The organism is Streptomyces sp. NBC_01803 (assembly GCF_035917415.1).
Classification (GTDB): domain Bacteria; phylum Actinomycetota; class Actinomycetes; order Streptomycetales; family Streptomycetaceae; genus Streptomyces.
The window spans coordinates 5,529,856-5,547,275 of the sequence record NZ_CP109073.1 but is presented as its reverse complement, the minus strand read 5'-3'; the positions used below and the strand labels follow the sequence as shown (position 1 = coordinate 5,547,275).

At 74.1% G+C, this 17,420-nt stretch carries 15 protein-coding genes; 6 read left to right on the top strand and 9 right to left on the bottom strand.

From position 1 onward, the window contains the following. Positions 1-5 precede the first annotated feature (5 nt). The 3 genes from OIE51_RS25380 to OIE51_RS25370 are packed head-to-tail and all read right to left on the bottom strand — an operon-like array spanning position 6 to position 2,680. Complete coding sequence (locus OIE51_RS25380; protein WP_326600187.1) at positions 6-500, bottom strand: NUDIX hydrolase; 495 nt, start codon at positions 498-500, stop codon at positions 6-8. A gap of 12 nt (positions 501-512) precedes the next feature. Next, complete coding sequence (locus OIE51_RS25375; RefSeq protein WP_326600186.1) at positions 513-1,292, bottom strand: glutamate racemase; 780 nt, start codon at positions 1,290-1,292, stop codon at positions 513-515. Beyond that, entirely contained in the window at positions 1,289-2,680 is a 1,392-nt protein-coding gene (locus OIE51_RS25370) for a TerD family protein (RefSeq protein ID WP_326600185.1), read from the bottom strand. Before OIE51_RS25370 ends, OIE51_RS25375 begins: the two co-directional genes overlap by 4 nt. 235 nt (positions 2,681-2,915) lie before the next feature. On the opposite strand from OIE51_RS25370, the gene OIE51_RS25365 reads away from it, so the two are divergent. Beyond that, positions 2,916-3,506 carry a DUF6643 family protein gene (locus tag OIE51_RS25365; protein ID WP_326600183.1) on the top strand — a complete coding sequence of 197 codons (591 nt, stop codon included), beginning with the start codon at positions 2,916-2,918 and terminating at the stop codon, positions 3,504-3,506. Between the two features lie 27 nt (positions 3,507-3,533). On the opposite strand, the gene OIE51_RS25360 is transcribed toward OIE51_RS25365, so the two are convergent. Both OIE51_RS25360 and OIE51_RS25355 read right to left on the bottom strand, forming a co-directional pair. Then, on the bottom strand, positions 3,534-4,910 hold the full coding sequence (locus OIE51_RS25360; RefSeq protein ID WP_326600182.1) for a family 2B encapsulin nanocompartment shell protein: 1,377 nt from the start codon (positions 4,908-4,910) through the stop codon (positions 3,534-3,536). A gap of 34 nt (positions 4,911-4,944) precedes the next feature. Continuing rightward, on the bottom strand, positions 4,945-6,357 hold the full coding sequence (locus OIE51_RS25355) for a family 2B encapsulin nanocompartment shell protein (RefSeq protein WP_326600181.1): 1,413 nt from the start codon (positions 6,355-6,357) through the stop codon (positions 4,945-4,947). 402 nt (positions 6,358-6,759) lie between these two features. Here OIE51_RS25355 and OIE51_RS25350 point away from each other — a divergent pair, with 402 nt between their 5' ends. Beyond that, the gene (locus OIE51_RS25350) at positions 6,760-9,183 is read left to right on the top strand and encodes a right-handed parallel beta-helix repeat-containing protein (protein WP_326600180.1); all 2,424 of its coding nucleotides are present in this window, start codon (positions 6,760-6,762) and stop codon (positions 9,181-9,183) included. Positions 9,184-9,382: 199 nt separating this feature from the next. Here OIE51_RS25350 and OIE51_RS25345 read toward each other — a convergent pair whose 3' ends face one another. Beyond that, complete coding sequence (locus OIE51_RS25345) at positions 9,383-11,770, bottom strand: hypothetical protein (protein ID WP_326600179.1); 2,388 nt, start codon at positions 11,768-11,770, stop codon at positions 9,383-9,385. Positions 11,771-11,927: 157 nt separating this feature from the next. Here OIE51_RS25345 and OIE51_RS25340 point away from each other — a divergent pair, with 157 nt between their 5' ends. Both OIE51_RS25340 and OIE51_RS25335 read left to right on the top strand, forming a co-directional pair. Then, entirely contained in the window at positions 11,928-12,779 is an 852-nt protein-coding gene (locus tag OIE51_RS25340) for a DeoR/GlpR family DNA-binding transcription regulator (RefSeq protein WP_326600178.1), read from the top strand. An 80-nt stretch (positions 12,780-12,859) separates the two neighbouring features. After that, the gene (locus tag OIE51_RS25335; RefSeq protein ID WP_326600177.1) at positions 12,860-13,288 is read left to right on the top strand and encodes an ATP-binding protein; all 429 of its coding nucleotides are present in this window, start codon (positions 12,860-12,862) and stop codon (positions 13,286-13,288) included. Here the strand turns inward: OIE51_RS25335 and OIE51_RS25330 are convergent. Further along, positions 13,264-13,587 carry an SHOCT domain-containing protein gene (locus OIE51_RS25330; protein ID WP_326600176.1) on the bottom strand — a complete coding sequence of 108 codons (324 nt, stop codon included), beginning with the start codon at positions 13,585-13,587 and terminating at the stop codon, positions 13,264-13,266. The genes OIE51_RS25335 and OIE51_RS25330 overlap by 25 nt on opposite strands. Positions 13,588-13,919: 332 nt before the next feature. Next, a complete protein-coding gene (locus OIE51_RS25325; RefSeq protein ID WP_326600175.1) occupies positions 13,920-15,422 on the bottom strand; it encodes an SCO1417 family MocR-like transcription factor in 1,503 nt (500 codons plus the stop codon). A gap of 98 nt (positions 15,423-15,520) precedes the next feature. On the opposite strand from OIE51_RS25325, the gene yczE reads away from it, so the two are divergent. Further along, entirely contained in the window at positions 15,521-16,210 is a 690-nt protein-coding gene (gene yczE, locus OIE51_RS25320; RefSeq protein ID WP_326600174.1) for a membrane protein YczE, read from the top strand. Positions 16,211-16,380: 170 nt separating this feature from the next. Further along, positions 16,381-16,755: an RNA polymerase-binding protein RbpA gene (locus OIE51_RS25315; protein WP_311704896.1), complete on the top strand. Its 375-nt coding sequence runs from the start codon at positions 16,381-16,383 to the stop codon at positions 16,753-16,755. Between the two features lie 101 nt (positions 16,756-16,856). Here the strand turns inward: OIE51_RS25315 and fxsA are convergent, their stop codons facing one another. Next, on the bottom strand, positions 16,857-17,417 hold the full coding sequence (gene fxsA, locus OIE51_RS25310; protein ID WP_326600172.1) for an FxsA family membrane protein: 561 nt from the start codon (positions 17,415-17,417) through the stop codon (positions 16,857-16,859). Between the last annotated feature and the right edge of the window lie 3 nt (positions 17,418-17,420).

The window sequence follows — 17,420 nt, the reverse complement described above, 5'->3', positions numbered from 1 at the left end:
CGGGATCACTCCCCCGCCGGGGCCTCGCGGGCGGGCTGGAACCAGGCGGTGGGCCGGTCGGCGGTGGCGAGCCCGATCCTGGCCAGCGCGGCCTCCGGGAGCGGCGGCAGCGCGTCGAGGGGGAACCAGCCGACGTCCAGCGATTCGTCGTCGTTGACCCGGGCCTCGCCGCCGACCGCGCGGCAGCGCAGGCAGATGTCGAGGAACTGGCACTCGTCGCCGTTGGGATACCGCACCGGGTCCATGGTCTGCACGAGCAGGAGGCGGTCGGGGACGCAGCGCACGGCCGTCTCCTCGTAGACCTCGCGGACGGCGGTGTCGGCGGGCTGCTCCCCCGGCTCGGGGATGCCGCCGATGATCGACCACGTGCCGTCGTCGACCCGGCGGTTGAGCAGGACGCGGCCGGTGTCATCGAGGACGACCGCGCTCACGCCAGGCAGGAAGAGCAGCCCGCGGCCGATGCTGCCGCGCAGGTCGCGGATGAAGTCGGGAATGGTCATGGCGCGGGCGGGCTACGAGGCCCTTGCGGCCAGGAAGCGGCCCTCGGCGTAGGCGCGGGCGGTGTCCGGCAGCCCGGTCGGCCGGCCGCTGGCGAAAACCGTGAGGCTCCCGGTGGCGGGGGCCGTGGGGTCGGCGTTCGCGCCGATCCGGCGCAGCGCCTGGGCGGCGACGGCGTCGGCCGAGCCGTGGAGGGTGACCGGGCCGCCGGTCGTCTGGACCAGGTGGGCGCGGATACGGGCGGCGACCAGCTCGTAGTGCGTGCAGCCGAGCACCACGGCGGTGGTGTCGGGCGGGGTGAGATCGGCCGCCGCCTTCACCGCCGCGTCGATGGCCGCCTCGTCCGCGTGCTCGACGGCGGCGGCGAGCCCGTGGCAGGGCACGGGCGTGGCCCGCGCCTCCGCGCCGAAGTCCTCGATCAGCCGCCGCTGGTAGGGGCTGCCGGTGGTGGCCGGGGTGGCCCAGACGGCGAACGGCGCGCCGGACGCGGCGGCCGGCTTGACCGCCGGGACCGTGCCGATCACCGGCACGGCGGGCTCCAGCTCGGCGCGCAGCGCGGGCAGCGCGTGCACGGAGGCGGTGTTGCAGGCGACGATCAGGGCGTCCGGCCGCTCGGCGGCGGCGGCGCGGGCGCAGTCCAGCGCCCGGCCGGCGATCTCCTCCGGGGCGCGCGGGCCCCAGGGCATGCCGTCCGGGTCGCCGGCCAGGACGAGCGAGGCGTCGGGGCGCAGCCGCCGGACCGCCGCGGCGGCGGCCAGCAGCCCGAGGCCCGAGTCGACGAGCGCGATCCTCATTTGCGGCCCGGGGTCCACTGCATGCCGAACCCGTACGCGTAGTCGACGGTGCGCTGCGGGCTGACGCCCCGGTCGGGGATCAGGTAGCGGGCCTCGCGGTTGACGACCAGCCCGCCGCCCTGGTTGGTGAGCGTCGCCAGGACGCAGACCGGGGAGGGCACGGTGCACTCGTCGAGGAAGAACTCGATGGGCGCGCCCTGCTCGGGGGTGAGGGTCACCACGGCGCTGATGTCCTGGAAGCTGCTGGCGCCCGAGTAGATCGTCACGAAGATGACCACGCGCTTCAGGTCACGGGTGTGGTCGAGGTTGACCGTGAGGTTCTCGCCCTGGGCGACCGCGCCGGTGCGGTCGTCGCCGTCCAGGTGGATGTAGGGCGGCTGGTGGAGCGAGCCGAAGGCGTTGCCCAGGGCCTGGACGACGCCCTTGCGGCCGTCGTTGAGCTCGAACAGCGCGCACAGATCGAGGTCGAGGCCGCCGGAGACGGCCTTGGCCAGCCGCTCGCGCCAGCCGCTGCCCTGCTTCTGGGGGGCGGAGCGCTCCTGCCAGTTGAGGTTGACGCGCATGCGGCCCGAGGTGGCGCCCTGCTTCGCCAGGGAGATCGCCGGGGACTCCTTGGTGAGCGTGATCTTGCTCAGCCGTACGGGACCGCTCGGCGCGGGCGGCTGGGGTGCGGCGGGCGGAGCGGCCGGAGCCGGGGCCGGGGGGGCGGGGGGAGCCGGCGGCGGCGCGGACTGGCCGGGCGGCGGCCAGGAGGGGGCGTTCAGCGGCGCCGGGGCCGGGGGCGGGGTCATCGCCGGAGGGGCGGGAGCGGGCGGCGCGGGCGGCGCGGGTGCCGCCGGGGGGGCCGACGGCGCGGGGGCGGGCGCCGGCTCGTCGTCCACGCTGATGCCGAAGTCGGTGGCGAGGCCGGCCAGCCCCGAGTCGTACCCCTGGCCCACCGCGCGGAACTTCCAGGCCCCCTGCCGCCGGTACAGCTCGCCCAGCACGAAGGCGGTCTCGGTGGAGGCGTCCTCGCTGTTGAAGCGGGCGATCTCGGCCCCGCTGTCGGCGTCACTCAGGCGCACGTGCAGCCCGGGAACCTGCCCGAACGTACCGCCGTCGGCGGAGGCGGCGAGCACCACCGTCTCGACGCCGGCCTCCAGGGCCGTCAGGTCGACGGCGAGGCGGTCGGTGACGGCACCGCCCTGCGGCTGCTTGCCCTCGTAGCGCACGGCGCCGGAGGCGTGCCGCGGCTGGTTGTAGAAGACGAAGTCCGCGTCGGACCTGACCCGGCCTCCCGCGAGCAGGAGCGCCGAGGCATCCACGTCCGGCACCCCCGCTGCCGTGTTCCAGCCGATCTCGACGCGGACCGACCGGGCGGGCACCGGGACATTCGCACCTTTGAGCATCGTGGGTTCCTCCGTGGGGCGGCCGTCGTCACACCGCCTGTTTCGCGGACATCGCCCACTATGCCATCCCCACCGAAGACGGTCGGTCCAGGCCCCTGATACAACATCATCAGGGGGCCGATCGACGTTTTTTCCGGAATTCTTTCGAATTGAGTACCCGAGGCCCATGCAACCGCGCAAATGACCTTCTGATCGGACTCCCCAACAACCACATCGTGGGCTTACCTTAAGGGCCATGACCTCCCCGCGCCCTTACGGCGGTGCCTACTCCTCACCGTCGTTCGCCGACACCCCGATCTACGACAGGCTGGTGGCCGAGCGGGGAACCCCGCAGATCGCCCCCATCCGGGTCCCGGCCGCCTACGACTCGCTGGGATACCAGCCCGCTCCCGCCCCGCAGCCCGCGCTGCCGGCCCTGCCCGCGCTGCCCTCGGGGCCGTCGCAGCCGCAGCCGCAGCCGGCGTTCCAGCAGCCGCAGCAGCAGGGTTACGGCGGGTACCAGGCGGCGCCGGTCCGCCAGCAGTTCCCGGCGGGAGGCCCGCCGGGACCCGCGCCGCACTTCCCGCAGCAGGCGAACACACCGCGGCCCTATCAGGCGCAGGCGCCGCAGGCCCCGCAGGCGGCCGCGCCCCAGCAGATGCGCCCGGCCGCGCCGCGGCCCATGCCGCCGCGCCCGATGCCGGGGGCCTACCAGGGTCAGGGCCAGAGCCAGGCGCCGGGCCAGCACCCGTACCCGGCACAGGCGCAGCCCCAGCCGCCGGCCGCCGCCCAGCAGCAGCCGTACGCCTCCCCGGGATACTGGCAGGAGCAGGGGGCGGGCCACTAGGCGGCGACCGGCGGCGGGTCGGGGCCGTCAGATCTCCACGTCCTCCAGGATGCCCAGGGCGTCGGGGACCAGGACGGCGGCGGAGAAGTAGAGGCTGACGAGGTAGGCGATGACGGCCTGCTCGTCGATGCCCATGAAGCGGACGTTGAGGCTGGGCTCGTACTCCTCGGGGATGCCCGTCTGGTGCAGGCCGACGACGCCCTGGTCCTCCTGGCCGGTGCGCATGGCGAGCACGGAGCTGGTGTTGTCCCTGGTCACGGGGATCTTGTCGCAGGGCAGGATGGGAATACCGCGCCAGGCGTGCAGGCGGACGCCGTCGAGCTCCGTCTGGCCGGGGTAGACGCCGCGCGCGCTGCATTCGCGGCCGATGGCGGCGATGGTGCGGGGGTGCGCCAGCAGGTAGCGGGTCTTGCGGCGCCGGGAGACCAGGTCGTCGAGATCGTCAGGGGTCGGCGGCCCGGTGCGGGTGCGGATGCGCTGGCGGAGGTCGGCGTTGTGCAGCAGGCCGAACTCCCGGTTGTTGACCAGCTCGTTCTCCTGCCGCTCGCGCAGCGCCTCGATGGTCAGGCGCAGTTGCTCCTCGACCTGGTTCATCGGCTCGCTGTAGAGATCGGCGACCCGGGTGTGCACCCGCAGTACGGTCTGCGCGACACTCAACTCGTACTCGCGCGGGTGAAGTTCGTAATCAACGAAGGTGCCCGGCAGGGCTGGCTCACCGGTGTGCCCGGAGGCCAGCGCGATATCGGCCTCGCCGCGCTTGTTGCGGCGGGGCGCGGGGCGGGCGGCGACGGCGTCGAGGTGGGCCCGCAGGGCGGGCGACTCCCCGGCCACCGTCCGCACCTCGTCCAGCGGCAGCGCGAGGACGGTGCAGCGGGTGGCCGCCCGCAGGGTGTGCGGCCAGGTGCCGGGCGGCCCGGCCAGGGCCTCGTCCCCGGCGTGGTCGCCGTCGGCCAGCACGCCGAGCACGGCTTCCCCGCCGTACCGGCCGGGGACGGATCTGCGGACCTTGCCGTGGGCGATCAGGACCACCTCCCCGACGGGCTCGCCGGCGGCGGCGATGACGTCGCCGGGGCCGTACTCGCGCTGAACGCATCGGTCGGCGAGGACGTCGAGGACTCCGGGGTCGTCGAAGCCGCCGAGGGCGGGGAGTTCGGTCAGCTCGGCGGGGATCACCCGGACCTCGGTGCCGGTGCTGACGAACTCCACACGTCCGTCACCGAGCGTGTGGGTGAGCCTGCGGTTCACCCGGTAGGTGCCGGCGGAAACCTCCACCCATGGCAGCGCCTTGAGGAGCCACCGGGGCGAGATGCCCTGCATCTGCGGGGGTGTTTTGAGAGTGCTCGCCAGGTTTCTCGCGGCGGCGGTTTCGAGGCTGGTCGGGACGGGATTCACGGGGGCGTTCATGTCGGTCGCCTTCTGCCGTTGTGGATTCTCCGGCTCAGTACCCGATCTCGACATCCTCCAGAACGCCCAGGGCGTCGGGGACGAGGACGGCGGCCGAATAGTAGGCGCTGACCAGATAGGAGATGACGGCCTGGTCGTTGATGCCCATGAAACGCACGGACAGGCTCGGCTGATATTCGTCGGGGATTCCGGTGCGGTGCAGACCGACCACGCCCTGGGATTTCTCGCCGGTGCGCAGGCACAGGATGGAGCTGGTCCCGGCGGCGGTGACCGGGATCTTGTCGCACGGCAGCACGGGGACGCCGCGCCAGGCCGGGACCGCGTTCCCGCCGAGGTCCACGCTGCCCGGGTACAGGCCGCGGGCGTTGCACTCGCGACCGAACGCGGCGATCGCCCGGGGGTGGGCGAGGATGACGCTGGGTTCCTTCCAGACGGTGGCCAGGAGCTCGTCCAGGTCGTCTGGAGTGGGCGGGCCGCTCCGGGTGTGGACACGCTGGCGGAGGTCGGCGTTGTGCAGCAGGCCGAACTCCCGGTTGTTGACCAGCTCGTTCTCCTGCCGCTCGCGCAGCGCCTCGATGGTCAGGCGCAGTTGCTCCTCGACCTGGTTCATCGGCTCGCTGTAGAGATCGGCGACCCGGCTGTGGACCCGGAGCACGGTCTGCGCGACGCTCAATTCGTACTCGCGCGGCTGGAGTTCATAGTCCACGAAGGTGCCCGGCAGGACCGGCTCGCCGACGTGGCCCGACGCCAGCTCGATCGCGGACTCGCCGTGCGCGTTGCTGCGGCCGGGCGCCGCGCCGCGGAACGCCGCCACGTGGTCGGCCAGACCCGGCGAACGGGCCGCGATGGCTTCGAAGTCGGCCCGGCCGAGGGTGAGAACGGTGCCGCTGGTGAGCGCCCTCAGGCTGTGCTCCCAGGTGCCGGGGTCCTCCTCCCCGAGCACGCCGGCGCCGTAGAAGTCGCCGTCGGCCAGCACCCCGTGGTCGGTCTCCGCGTCGTACCGGCCGGCGCCGCGCCGCGCGAGCTTGCCGTGGGCGATCAGCACGACGCGGTCGGCGGGGGCGCCGGCCTCGACGATCACCTCGCCCGGGGCGAAGTCCCGCTGCTCGCAGGCCGCCGCCAGCTCCTGGAGCACGTCGGTCCCGGCATATCCGGCCAGGACGGGAAGCTCCCCCAGCTCGGCCGGGATGACCCGCACTTCGGAACCGGTGGAAACGAATTCGACACGTCCGTTTCCGACGGTGTGGGTCAACCTGCGGTTGACCCGGAACGTACCGCCGGAAACCTGTACCCACGGCAGCACCTTGAGCAACCACCGGGAGGTGATGCCCTGCATCTGCGGCGGAGTCTTGGTGGTCGTCGCCAGATTCCGGGCAGCTGCCGTATCGAGGCTCAACCGGGCGTGCGCCGTCTCGTTTCCCTGAGTGGGCTCGGTGGAAGTCGTCATGCCGGACACCCGCCAATCTGCGGTCGGAAATAGGCTATTCGGGGGACCCCGCGGTAGAAGCTAGGCCCTGTCGCGGATGACAGGCAATCACTCGAAAGTGGGGGAATCCTGGGGGTTCCTCCCCCGGGCTCATGGGTATTGCGCGTGAACGTTCCTGCGGAAGGGGACCGACGGTGCCCCGTCACGCACCGTACGTGACCGCGTAGGGTGGGAAGCACCCAGGCGCACGCGCGGAGCGCGGATGCACAGGGACGGCGCACGCGCACGAAGATCGATCCAGTCATTCCATCAGCCCGCGGCGCGCTACCGTGGAGCGGCCACGTCCGCGCCACCGCGCGGGCGGTTCGGCAGGTCGCAGGTCAGCAGGTCAGTCGTCGCACGAAGTTGGGGCACATCGGTTCCATGACTAAGGGCTCGGTCCAGGTGACGCACTCCGGAACGGCGCGCTGGCGGCGCCGGACGGCCGTCTACGGCACGGTCACCGAAGCCCTGGCCGCCGCCGAGGACGGCGATGTCCTGACCCTCGGCCCCGGAACCTACCGCGAGAACCTCGTCGTCGAGAACGCCGTCACCCTGCGCGGCCCCGGCGAGGCCAGGGACGGCGAGGCCCGGATCGCGCCCATCGACGGCGTCCCGCTGACCGTCCGGGGCTCGGCCACCATCGCCCACCTGCGCGTCGAGGGCCAGGACACCGGTGTCCCCGCGGTGCTGATCGAGGGCGGCACGCCCGAGCTGTTCTCCCTCCAGGTGCACACCGCCTCCGCCGCCGGCATCGAGGTGCGCGGCGGCGCCCGGCCGACCGTCCGCGGGTGCGCGGTCAGCAACGCGACCGGCACCGGCATCAGCGTCGGGGACGCCGCCGGCGCGCTGTTCGAGGAGTGCCGGGTGATGGAGTCGGGCCAGCCGGGTATCACCGTGCGCGGGCCGGCCCATCTGCGGCTGGAGCGCTGCCGGGTGAGCCGGTCCGGCGGCGCGGGCCTGTCGGTGACCGGGGACGGCAGCGCCGTGGACGCGGTGGAGTGCGCCATCCAGGACATCAACGGCACGGGCGTGCGGCTCGCCGACCGCGCCACCGCGCATCTCACCGACTGCCGGGTGAGCGACACCACCGGGGACGGCGTCACGCTCGACTCGGAGGCGGTGCTGACCCTGACCGACAGCACCGTCTCGGACGTCCCGGAGAACGCCCTTGACCTGCGGTCGCGTTCGGTGCTGACGCTGGTGCGCACGACGGTCAGCGGATTCGGCCGCAACGGCATGTCCGTGTGGGACCCGGGCACGCACGCCGACGCGCACGACTGCGAGATCCACCAGTCCGCCGGGGACTATCCGGCGGTCTGGGTGAGCGACGGCGCCACGGCGGTGCTGGAGTCCTGCCGCGTGCACCACGTGGCCGACGCGCTGTTCGTGCTGGACGCCGGATCGCGCGCGGACGTGGTGGAGAGCCGGATCGAGGACGTGCGCGGCTCGGCGGTCTCGGTCAGCGACGGCGCCACGGCCCGTATCGAGGCGTCGCGGATCCATCGGGTGGGCACCGGGGCGTGGTTCCGCGACGCCGGCAGCGGCGGCTCGGTGACCGGCTGCGCTATCGACCAGGCCAGGACGGGCTTCATCATCACCAAGGACGCCGACCCCGAAGTGGTCGACTGCACCGTCACCGCCCCGTCCGAGGCGGGGTTCTACGTGTCGGCGGGCGGGCGCGGCAGGTTCACCCGCTGCCGGGTGAGCGACTCCGGCGGGTACGGCTTCCACATCATCGACGGGTGCCGCAGCGAGCTGAACCGCTGCCGCACCGAGCGGTGCGCCCGGGGCGGGTACGTGTTCGCCGAGGACAGCCCGGTGCTGACGGACTGCCACAGCGACGACACGGGCGCGCCGGGCGCCGACATCCGGCTGAAGACGGCCGGTCCGAAGGCGACCGACACGGCCACCGCCCCGACCGCGCGGGTGCCCGCGTCCGCCCCCGCCCCCACCCCCGCGCCGGGGAAGCCGGCATCTCAGGTGGCCGGGGAGAGCCGGCCGGCCGACGAGGTGCTGGCCGAGTTGGAGGAGTTGGTCGGCCTGCACACGGTCAAGCGCGAGGTGCGGGCGCTCATCGACATGATCGAGGTGGGCCGGCGCCGTCGGCAGGCCGGGCTCAAGGCCGCCTCGGCCCGCCGCCACCTGGTGTTCACCGGCTCCCCCGGCACCGGCAAGACGACGGTGGCCCGGCTCTACGGCCAGATCCTGGCCTCCCTCGGCGTCCTGGAGCGCGGGCACCTGGTCGAGGTCTCCCGGGTCGACCTGGTGGGCGAGCACATCGGCTCGACCGCCATCCGCACCCAGGAGGCGTTCGAACGGGCGCGGGGCGGCGTGCTGTTCATCGACGAGGCGTACGCCCTCTCCCCCGAGGACGCGGGTCGCGACTTCGGCCGCGAGGCGATCGACACGCTGGTGAAGCTGATGGAGGACCACCGCGACGCGGTGGTGGTGATCGTCGCCGGGTACACCGCCGAGATGGAACGCTTCCTCGCGGTGAACCCGGGCGTCGCCTCCCGTTTCTCGCGCACCATCACGTTCGGCGACTACTCCCCCGAGGAGTTGCTGAGCATCGTGGACCAGCAGGCGCGCGAGCACGAGTACGACCTCGGCGAGGGCACCCGCGAGGGGCTGCTGAAGTACTTCACGGGGATGGACCGCGGCCCCTCGTTCGGCAATGGCAGGACGGCCCGCCAGACGTTCGAGGCGATGGTGGAGCGCCACGCGGGCCGGGTCGCCCGCGTGGTCGACCCGAGCACGGAGGAGCTGACGCTCCTCCACCCGGAGGACCTGCCGGCGCTGCCCTGAAGCGTGTCGCGGAACCGCCGGACGGCCGTCGACCGACCCTCGGCCGCCCTCGTGGGCAGCTCATAGGCCGCGCCACGTCAGGGCGTAGGCCCTGGTCGCGACTGTCGATCACGGCCCGCATCGGGCGCCCTACGGCTTCCGCGACACGGGGAAAGGCTGTCCCGTGATCGCGGCCCCCGGCGCGCCCGGCTGGGTGTGATCAGCACACTGGTCGCCCGGCCCCAGGTCGCTCGGCCCCCGGCGCGCCCGGCTGGGCGGGGAGGTCCGGGGCGCCCCGGACCACCCGGTGGAAGAGCTTCGCGCGCTCCGCGGCGAACGCCGGGTCCGCCGCGTAGTCGCTGTGGCCGAGGATCGGCTCGGGAAGCGGGCGGCGCAGGGTGCGCCCGTAGTGCAGCGGGTCGGGCAACGGTCCGCGGTCCACCCGTGGGACGTCTGCGGCGGCCACACCGACCGGGCCACCGATCGGGTCGGTGGCCCGCCACAGGTTCCGCCAGCGGGGCATGTCCCGGTGCAGGGCGACCAGCGCCTGCGGCCCGAAGTACGCCGGGAACCACCGCCCGTACAGCCGCGCCAGCGGCGAGCCGTGGGTGAGCAGCGCGATCCGGGAACGGGTCGCCGCGTCGAGCTGCCAGACGGCGGCGGCGGCCAGCACGCTGCCCTGCGAGTGCGCGGAGATGACCAGCCGGCCGCCGGTCGCCTCCACCCAGGTGCCCATCCGCCAGGACAGGTCGGGAACGGCCCGCTCGGCGTAGCAGGGAGGCGCGAACGGGTGCGCCGCGCGCGGCCAGAACGTGCCGATGTCCCACAGGATGCCCACCGTCCGGCGGGCGGAGGTGTCACGGTAGGCCCGCCGCCCCAGGGCCAGCAGCAGCAGGACTCCGGCCCCCATCAGCCAGGAGCCGAGTGCCTGGCACGTGTTGGCCACCGCGGCGACGGCGGCGGGCGCGTCGTCGGCGGCCCGGGACGGGGTGTCGCCCGTCGCGGAGCCGGCCGCCGCGACCACGCCGAGGACGAGCGCCGTCCCGGTGAGCGCGCCGATCAGCAGGGGCGCGGCGTCGGTCAGCCCGGCGCGCGCGGTCGCGGTGGCGATGCCGTCGCTGCGCTCCCGGAGCGGCTCGCAGCCCTCGTCCGCGTAGCGCTCGACGACCGTGGGCGACAGGCGGCGGGCCACCCGGCCGGCGTGGACCAGCGCCGCGGCGGCGAGGACCAGCACGACGAACAGCAGCGGCGGGATGACGGCGGCGGCCCAGCTCAGCACGCTCGGCGGGCCGGCGATCACCGCGCCGGGCTCGCCGGGCGCGGCGGCCGGGTCCAGCCAGTCGGCGGCGCGCTGGGCCACACCGCCGGTCAGGACCTCGCCGAGGCCGCACGCCAGCACGGCGACGCAGGCCCCGCCCAGCCCGTACAGCGTGCCGCGGTCCCCGCTGGGCGCCTGCCGGTGCAGCCGATGGGCGGTCAGCGCCACACCGGCGATCAGCACGAGCTGGGCGACCATCAGCACGGGGAAGACGCCCGCCGCGGCCGGTAACCGCCCGGCCGCCACCCAGCCGGGCCGGTCCCACACGGTGTGCGCGAGGACCAGGACCAGCAGCGCCAGGGTGCCCCAGGGCAACGCGCGCGAGGCGGGCGGCTGCGGCCGCTCGTCCGGCTCCTCCTCGGTGCGGCTGTGCCGCCCCTGCTGGACGGCGACCACACCCCAGCCCGCCACCGTGAGGGCGGTCAGCAGCCAGCCGACGGCCATCAGCCCGGTGCCGCCGTCCGGGCCCCGGTCGTGCTCGCCGGTGGCGACGAGCAGCGCGGTGGCGACGGTCAGCAGCCCGGCGGCGGTGTGCGTGGCGCGCAGCCGGGCGACCAGACCCCGGCCGAACCAGAAGCCGGGCAGGCTCAGCACGGCGTGCTCCCCGGCGTCCGAACGGGGGCGCGGCGGCGGGGAGGCGGATTCGTAGGCGCTCCAGGTGCGGTAGGAGAGCCACCACAGCAGGACCACGAGGGCCACGGGAAGCAGGGCGGCCAGCGCGAGCCGCCGACCCGGCTGGGACCACCAGCCCTCGCCCGGCCCGAACGGCTCGATCCACGAGGTTCCCTCGGCGCACGTGGCCGACCCCGCGCACTGCCAGGCGACCAGGTCGAGGGCGACGGCGCACACCCCGGCGACGAACAGGACGGTCAACGAGAGAGCGAGCAGGCGCACGAGGACGTCGTAGACGGCGTGCGCGCGCCGTGCGCCACGTGAGAGGGGGCGCATCCAGTGCGCCAGGTTGACGATCATGAACGGCAGCAGCAGCAGCCACAGAACGCGGGAGGCGTCGCCCGAGGTGAGGTCGCACCAGCAGTACGCCTCGCGCAGCGGAGTCCTGTCGTCCCAGGGGCGCTCGTCCAGGTCCTCGGTGCGGCGGTGGATGTCGGCGGTGTCGTCGCCGGTCACCCGGGTGACGCGCGGATCCGCCAGCATGTCCCCGGCCGTGGTGCCGCCGACGCCGTGCACCAGCAGCTCCATCGCGGGCTCGGGCGGGATCTCCGGATCCGGGTCCCCCCCGGCGTCGTCCCCCCGGCCGGCGACCGGCCGCGCGATGCCCTCGATGGCCATCGGATCGTCCCCCTGTCCGCTGTTCCCTTGTTCCGCGCCGCTGTTCCGCGTACGTCCCTGTGTCCCCCTCTTCTCCGCCCGGAACGGTCCCGAACCGCGCCCGGCGGGGGCTTGTTGGGGCATGCGAGGATGGCTCCCCGGCGTCGGGAGGAGGCTCGTGAGCGACAACCAGAATCTGCTGGCCGGACAGCGGCGTGCGCTGATCCTGGCCGAGGTGCGCCGTCGGGGCGGCATCCGGGTCAGCGAGCTGACGCGGATGCTCCAGGTGTCGGACATGACGGTCCGCCGCGACCTCGACGCGCTGGCCCGGCAGGGCGCGCTGGAGAAGGTCCACGGCGGCGCGGTGCCGGTCGGGGAACGGCGCACGCACGAGCCCGGTTTCGAGGCGAAGTCCGCACTGGAGCCGGCCGCCAAGCACGACATCGCGCGGGCCGCGGCGGCCCTGGCCGTGCCGGGCAGCGCGGTGGCGCTGTCCGGCGGCACGACCACGTTCGCGGTCGCCCACCGGCTGCTCGACGTGCCGGACCTGACGGTGGTGACCAACTCGGTGCGGGTGGCCGACGTGTTCCACGACGCCCGGCGGGCGGCGGAGCACGACGGCGGCCCGGGGGCCGGGCACGCGGCGACCGTGGTGCTGACGGGCGGCGTGCGGACGCCCTCGGACGCGCTGGTGGGGCCGGTGGCCGACGCGGCGATCGGCTCGCTCCGCTTCGACCTGCTCTTCCTCGGGGCGCACGGGATCACGGTGGAGGCCGGCCTGTCCACGCCGAATCTGGCCGAGGCGGAGACCAACCGGCGTTTCATCCGCTCCGCCCGGCGCGTGGTGGTCGTGGCAGATCACACCAAGTGGGGGACGACGGGCCTGAGTTCGTTCGCCGCGCTGGACGAGGTGGATGCCCTGGTGACGGACGCCGGGCTGCCCGCGCCGGACCGGGAAGAGCTCGCCCGGCACCTCCCCGAGCTGGTGATCGCGGGCGACGGCGACACGCCGGACCAGCGCGTCATGTGACGCGGACCGCAAAAGCGGGGCGGAGTGCCATAATCCGGACACTTTCCCCTCGGTCCGCGCACAGAATGCGGTGAGCCCTCATGGTGATCAGCCCCCGTCAAGCCCCCAGCCCGCACCGCCCGGTGGAGTTTCCCGCGTGTCCCGCCGGAGCCGCCGAGGCCCGCCGGGCCGTGGCGGCGCACCTGACCGGCTGGCGGCTGCCGCAGCTCGCCGACGCGGTGGCGGACGGGGTGGGGGCACTCCTCGCGGATGTCCACCGGCACGCCGGCCCCGAGCAGCCGTGCACGGTCGAGGTGACGCTGCTGTGGGACCGGCTCGCGGTATCGGTACGCGCCGTGGGGCCCCGGGCCCACCACATGCCGGCCGTGGCCGCCGTCCCTGACAGCGGCGGAGCGCGGACACACCAGGACGAGCGGGGCCGGACCGTGTGGTTCACGCTCCCCGTGCCCTATCCCCCGACGCCTCCCGAGGCGCACGCCGTCCGTCACCCCTGGGCCGCGCACGCCTGAACGGCACCGGTCGGCCAGGGCACGTCCTCCCGGCCGCCGCCGGGGTCCGTGCCGCTGAGCACGGCGAGCCGCGCCCGGTACTCGTCCGCCTCGATCTCCCCGGCCGCGAAGCGCTTGCCGAGCAGGTCGACGGGCGTCTCGTGGCCCGGGAAGCGGTGGCGGAAGTGCCGGGGCCGGCCGCGCCGGACCGTGCGGCGCAGCAGCCAGACGGCGCCGACGACGACGGCCGCCCGGACCAGTGGGAAGAGCAGGAACCAGGGTTCGGGTCCGTCGTCGCGGAAGCCGGGTGCCGGCTCCATGGCGTTCTCACTCCTTTCTTTCTCTCTCGTGTGCTGTCCCTGTCGAGCCTCCTTCCGGACGGGCGCCGCGTCGTCGTCCGCGCGGCGGCTTCCCGGCTGCTCCGCGCGGAGTACCGCGGCGGGCCGGCGTTGTCAGTGGCGGCTGCCGGACTCGGCCGCATGGGCAGACGGGCGCTGGCGGCGTACGCCGACGGCTCGGACGCGGGTGTGCCCGCTGGACGAGGACGGCCGGCGGGGCACGGTCTGACACCGGAGTTCGAACGGCTCCGGCGGCGATAGTGCTCACCTGCTGGCTGCCACGGCACCGCGACTCTCCGACTCGGTAGCTCCCCTTAGGCGATGTAGCCGGACGGGGTGTCGGCGCCCGGGCCGAATCCGTCGGCGACGTGTCGGGCCGCCGCCGCCAGGCGGGTGGCCGCTTCCTCGGCGACCGGGCCGCTCACCGTGAAGGGGATCCGGACGTAGCCCTCGAACGCGCCGTCGAGACCGAAACGCGGGCCGGACGGAACGCGCACGCCGAGGCGTTCGCCCGCTTCCGCGATCCGGGAGCCCGACAGGCCGCCGGTGCGCACCCACAGGGTCAGGCCACCCCGCGGTACGGCGAACTCCCACTCGGGCAGGTGCCGCCGCAGCGCCCCGACGACCGTCTCCCGGCTGTCGCGGATCTCCGCCCGGCGCTGGATGATGGCCTCCTCCCAGCCGCCCGTCGTCATCAGCCAGGACACCGCGAGCTGTTCGAGCACCGGGCTGCCGAGGTCGGCGTAGGCGCGGGCGGCGATCAGGCTGCGGATCACCTCCGGGGCCGCCCTGACCCAGCCGATCCGCAGCCCGGCCCAGAACGTCTTGCTCGCGGAGCCGACCGTGACGACGCTGGTGCCGCCGTGGTCGAAGGCACAGACCGGCCGGGGCTCCTTGCCCGGCTCGACGTCGAGGGCGAGGTCGACCATGGTCTCGTCCACGATCAGGACCGTCCCGGCGGCCCGCGCCGCGGCGACCAGCGCGCGGCGCTGCTCCTCGTCGGCCAGGGCCCCGGTCGGGTTGTGGAAGTCGGCCACCACGTACGCCAGGCGCGGCGCCGCCTCCTGGAGCACGCGGCGCCAGGCGGGCAGGTCCCACCCGGTCAGGCCGTCGGCCATGGCGACCGGCACCAGCCGGGCGCCGGCGTCGCGCATCAACTGGAGGACGTTCGCGTACGAGGGGTGCTCGACGGCGACCCGTTCGCCGCGCGGGGCGAAGAGTCGGCAGATCCCCGCCACGGCGCCCATCGCGCCCGTGGTGATCATGATCTGCTCGGGCATGGTGGGCACGCCGCGCGCGGTGTAGCGGTCGGCGATGGCCTGGCGGAGCGCGAGCAGCCCGGCCGGGAAGTCGCCGTGGGTACGGGCGGCGGGCGGCAGGGCCTCCAGGGCGGCCTGGAACGCGCGGGTGAGCCACGGCTCGGGGGCGGGCAGGGCGGCGCAGCCGAGGTCGAGCATCGAGCCCGCGGCCTCCGGCGACAGCGGCTCCAGGCCGCGCGCGGGCAACGGCCGGCCGGGCGGCACGGCCGTCCAGCTCCCCGAGCCGCGCCGCGACTCCAGGAAGCCGTCGGCGCGCAGCGCCTCGAACGCGGCGGCGACGGTGGTGCGGCTGACGGAGAGCGCTCCGGCCAGCTCCCGTTCGGCGGGCAGCCGGGCGGCGACCGGGACGCGGCCCTCCAGCACCAGCAGCCGCACGCCGTCGGCGAGCACACGGTACGCGGGGGCGCGGCGGGAGCCGGGTCCGCGTTCGTAGCCGTCCTGCGAGCCGAGCAGCCGCGCGAGCTGGCCAGCACCCACGGTTGAGGTCCACTGAGGCATATTTCGGGGCCACCCTTCCCGGATTGGCCGTGGCACGGCTCGGTCTCCGGGCCACAGGGTGACATGCGTCAGGCCACTTACGCCAGAGAGAGGTCCTCATGAACCGGTTGCCGCGGCGTCTCGCCCAGCTCTACGGAGGTCTGCTGCTGTACGGGATCAGCGGCGCGATGCTGGTACGGGCGGAACTGGGCCTCGACCCGTGGGACGTCTTCCATCAGGGCGCCGCCGAACACACCGGGCTGTCCATGGGGATGGTGCTGAACATCACCGGCCTGCTCGTGCTGCTGCTGTGGATACCGCTGCGCCAGCGCCCGGGCCTCGGGACGATCTCCAACGTGCTGGTGATCGGCTTCGCGATGGATCTCACCCTCGCCGTCTTCCCCACCCTCGACGCCCTGGCGGCGCGGATCCCGCTGATGCTCGCCGGGGTGGTGCTCAACGGGGCGGCGACGGGCCTGTACATCGCGGCCAGCTTCGGCCCCGGGCCGCGCGACGGGCTGATGACCGCCCTGCACCGACGGACCGGCCGGTCCCTGCGTCTGGTGCGGACGGGGATCGAGGTGGTGGTCCTCGCGATCGGTGTGGCACTGGGCGGCACGGCCGGCGTGGGGACCGCGGTGTACGCCCTGGCGATCGGGCCGCTGGCGCAGATGTTCCTCGGAGTGTTCGCGATCAGGGACGCGAAATCAGAAATGGATTTCGAGGACCGGCGACGGAGGAGTATCCTACGCCCTTGGTCCCGCCGGATGGACCGTTACCCCGAGCCATCCTGTGCGGACGCCGGGTGACATCTCACGCCAGATGTGACAAACCGGACGCCGGTGGGTACTAATCGGGGCGGTACGACGGGACGACGCATGACCTGCAATGGGAATCTTCACCGCCGACCGGACGTTGACCAGAGCGATGATGACAGCGACACCTGTCCTGTGGGCGACCAGCCCGGGAGGCACGATTCATGAGTGAGCGAGCTCTACGCGGCACGCGGCTCGTGGTGACCAGCTACGAGACGGACCGCGGTATCGACCTCGCGCCGCGTCAGGCGGTGGAGTACGCATGCCGGAACGGACATCGGTTCGAGATGCCGTTCTCGGTCGAGGCCGAGATCCCGCCGGAGTGGGAGTGCAAGGTATGCGGCTCCCAAGCCCTGTTGGTGGACGGCGAGGGCCCGGAGGAGAAGAAGGGCAAGCCCGCGCGCACGCACTGGGACATGCTCATGGAGCGCCGTACCCGTGAGGAGCTGGAGGAGGTGCTGGCCGAGCGGCTGGCCGTCCTGCGCTCCGGGGCCATGAACATCGCGGTGCATCCGCGCGACAGCCGGAAGACGGCGTAGCGGGAATCAACGACGAATGAGGGCTCGGGTCACCTTGTGTGACCCGGTCCCTCTTTGTCTTTTGTCGCCCGGTCGCCCGTGGTCCGCCTCAGCCGTCCGGCTCAACGCTCGCCGGGCGGCTCGTCGTCGTCCTCGCGGACGACCTCGCCGCGCACGACCCGGTCGTCCGGGCGGCCCGCCCGCATCCGCTCCCGGGTGGCCCTGGCCTCGTCGAACGCGGCCCCGAACAGGCCGGCGCGCCGCCTGACGTAACGGGCGCCCGCCCGGCGCAGCAGCGCCGCCGTGGGCGGGAAGACGCACAGCAGCCCGACGGCGTCGGAGGCGAAGCCGGGCACCATCAGCAGCAGCCCGCCGAGCATGGTGAGCCCGTCGCCACCACCGCCCCGCGCCCGCGCGGCCGGAGCCCCGGCGCCACCGGCCCGCAGGCCCTCGCTCAGCCGCTGCCACGCGCGCCGCCCGGCCCGCTTGACCACCGCGCCGCCCAGCAGGAAGGCGGCCAGCAGGAGCAGGAAGACGGTCACCCCGCCGACCGCGTCGCCGACCGTGATCAGCAGCCAGATCTCCAGCAGCGCCCAGCCCGCGAGCACCAGGGGCAGCAGGGCGAGGGGGCCGCGCCCACGGCGTGGCCGCCGGGGCCGGAGGGGGTGACTACCGCTCGTCATGCC

Coding starts and splice junctions, on each gene's coding strand:
- OIE51_RS25370 (WP_326600185.1), bottom strand. CDS start 2,680: ATGCTCAAAGGTGCGAATGTCCCGGTGCCCGCCCGGTCGGTCCGCGTC.
- OIE51_RS25360 (WP_326600182.1), bottom strand. CDS start 4,910: ATGAACGCCCCCGTGAATCCCGTCCCGACCAGCCTCGAAACCGCCGCC.
- OIE51_RS25350 (WP_326600180.1), top strand. CDS start 6,760: ATGACTAAGGGCTCGGTCCAGGTGACGCACTCCGGAACGGCGCGCTGG.
- OIE51_RS25375 (WP_326600186.1), bottom strand. CDS start 1,292: ATGAGGATCGCGCTCGTCGACTCGGGCCTCGGGCTGCTGGCCGCCGCC.
- OIE51_RS25355 (WP_326600181.1), bottom strand. CDS start 6,357: ATGACGACTTCCACCGAGCCCACTCAGGGAAACGAGACGGCGCACGCC.
- OIE51_RS25380 (WP_326600187.1), bottom strand. CDS start 500: ATGACCATTCCCGACTTCATCCGCGACCTGCGCGGCAGCATCGGCCGC.
- OIE51_RS25315 (WP_311704896.1), top strand. CDS start 16,381: ATGAGTGAGCGAGCTCTACGCGGCACGCGGCTCGTGGTGACCAGCTAC.
- OIE51_RS25325 (WP_326600175.1), bottom strand. CDS start 15,422: ATGCCTCAGTGGACCTCAACCGTGGGTGCTGGCCAGCTCGCGCGGCTG.
- OIE51_RS25365 (WP_326600183.1), top strand. CDS start 2,916: ATGACCTCCCCGCGCCCTTACGGCGGTGCCTACTCCTCACCGTCGTTC.
- fxsA (WP_326600172.1), bottom strand. CDS start 17,417: ATGACGAGCGGTAGTCACCCCCTCCGGCCCCGGCGGCCACGCCGTGGG.
- OIE51_RS25330 (WP_326600176.1), bottom strand. CDS start 13,587: ATGGAGCCGGCACCCGGCTTCCGCGACGACGGACCCGAACCCTGGTTC.
- yczE (WP_326600174.1), top strand. CDS start 15,521: ATGAACCGGTTGCCGCGGCGTCTCGCCCAGCTCTACGGAGGTCTGCTG.
- OIE51_RS25345 (WP_326600179.1), bottom strand. CDS start 11,770: ATGGCCATCGAGGGCATCGCGCGGCCGGTCGCCGGCCGGGGGGACGAC.
- OIE51_RS25335 (WP_326600177.1), top strand. CDS start 12,860: ATGGTGATCAGCCCCCGTCAAGCCCCCAGCCCGCACCGCCCGGTGGAG.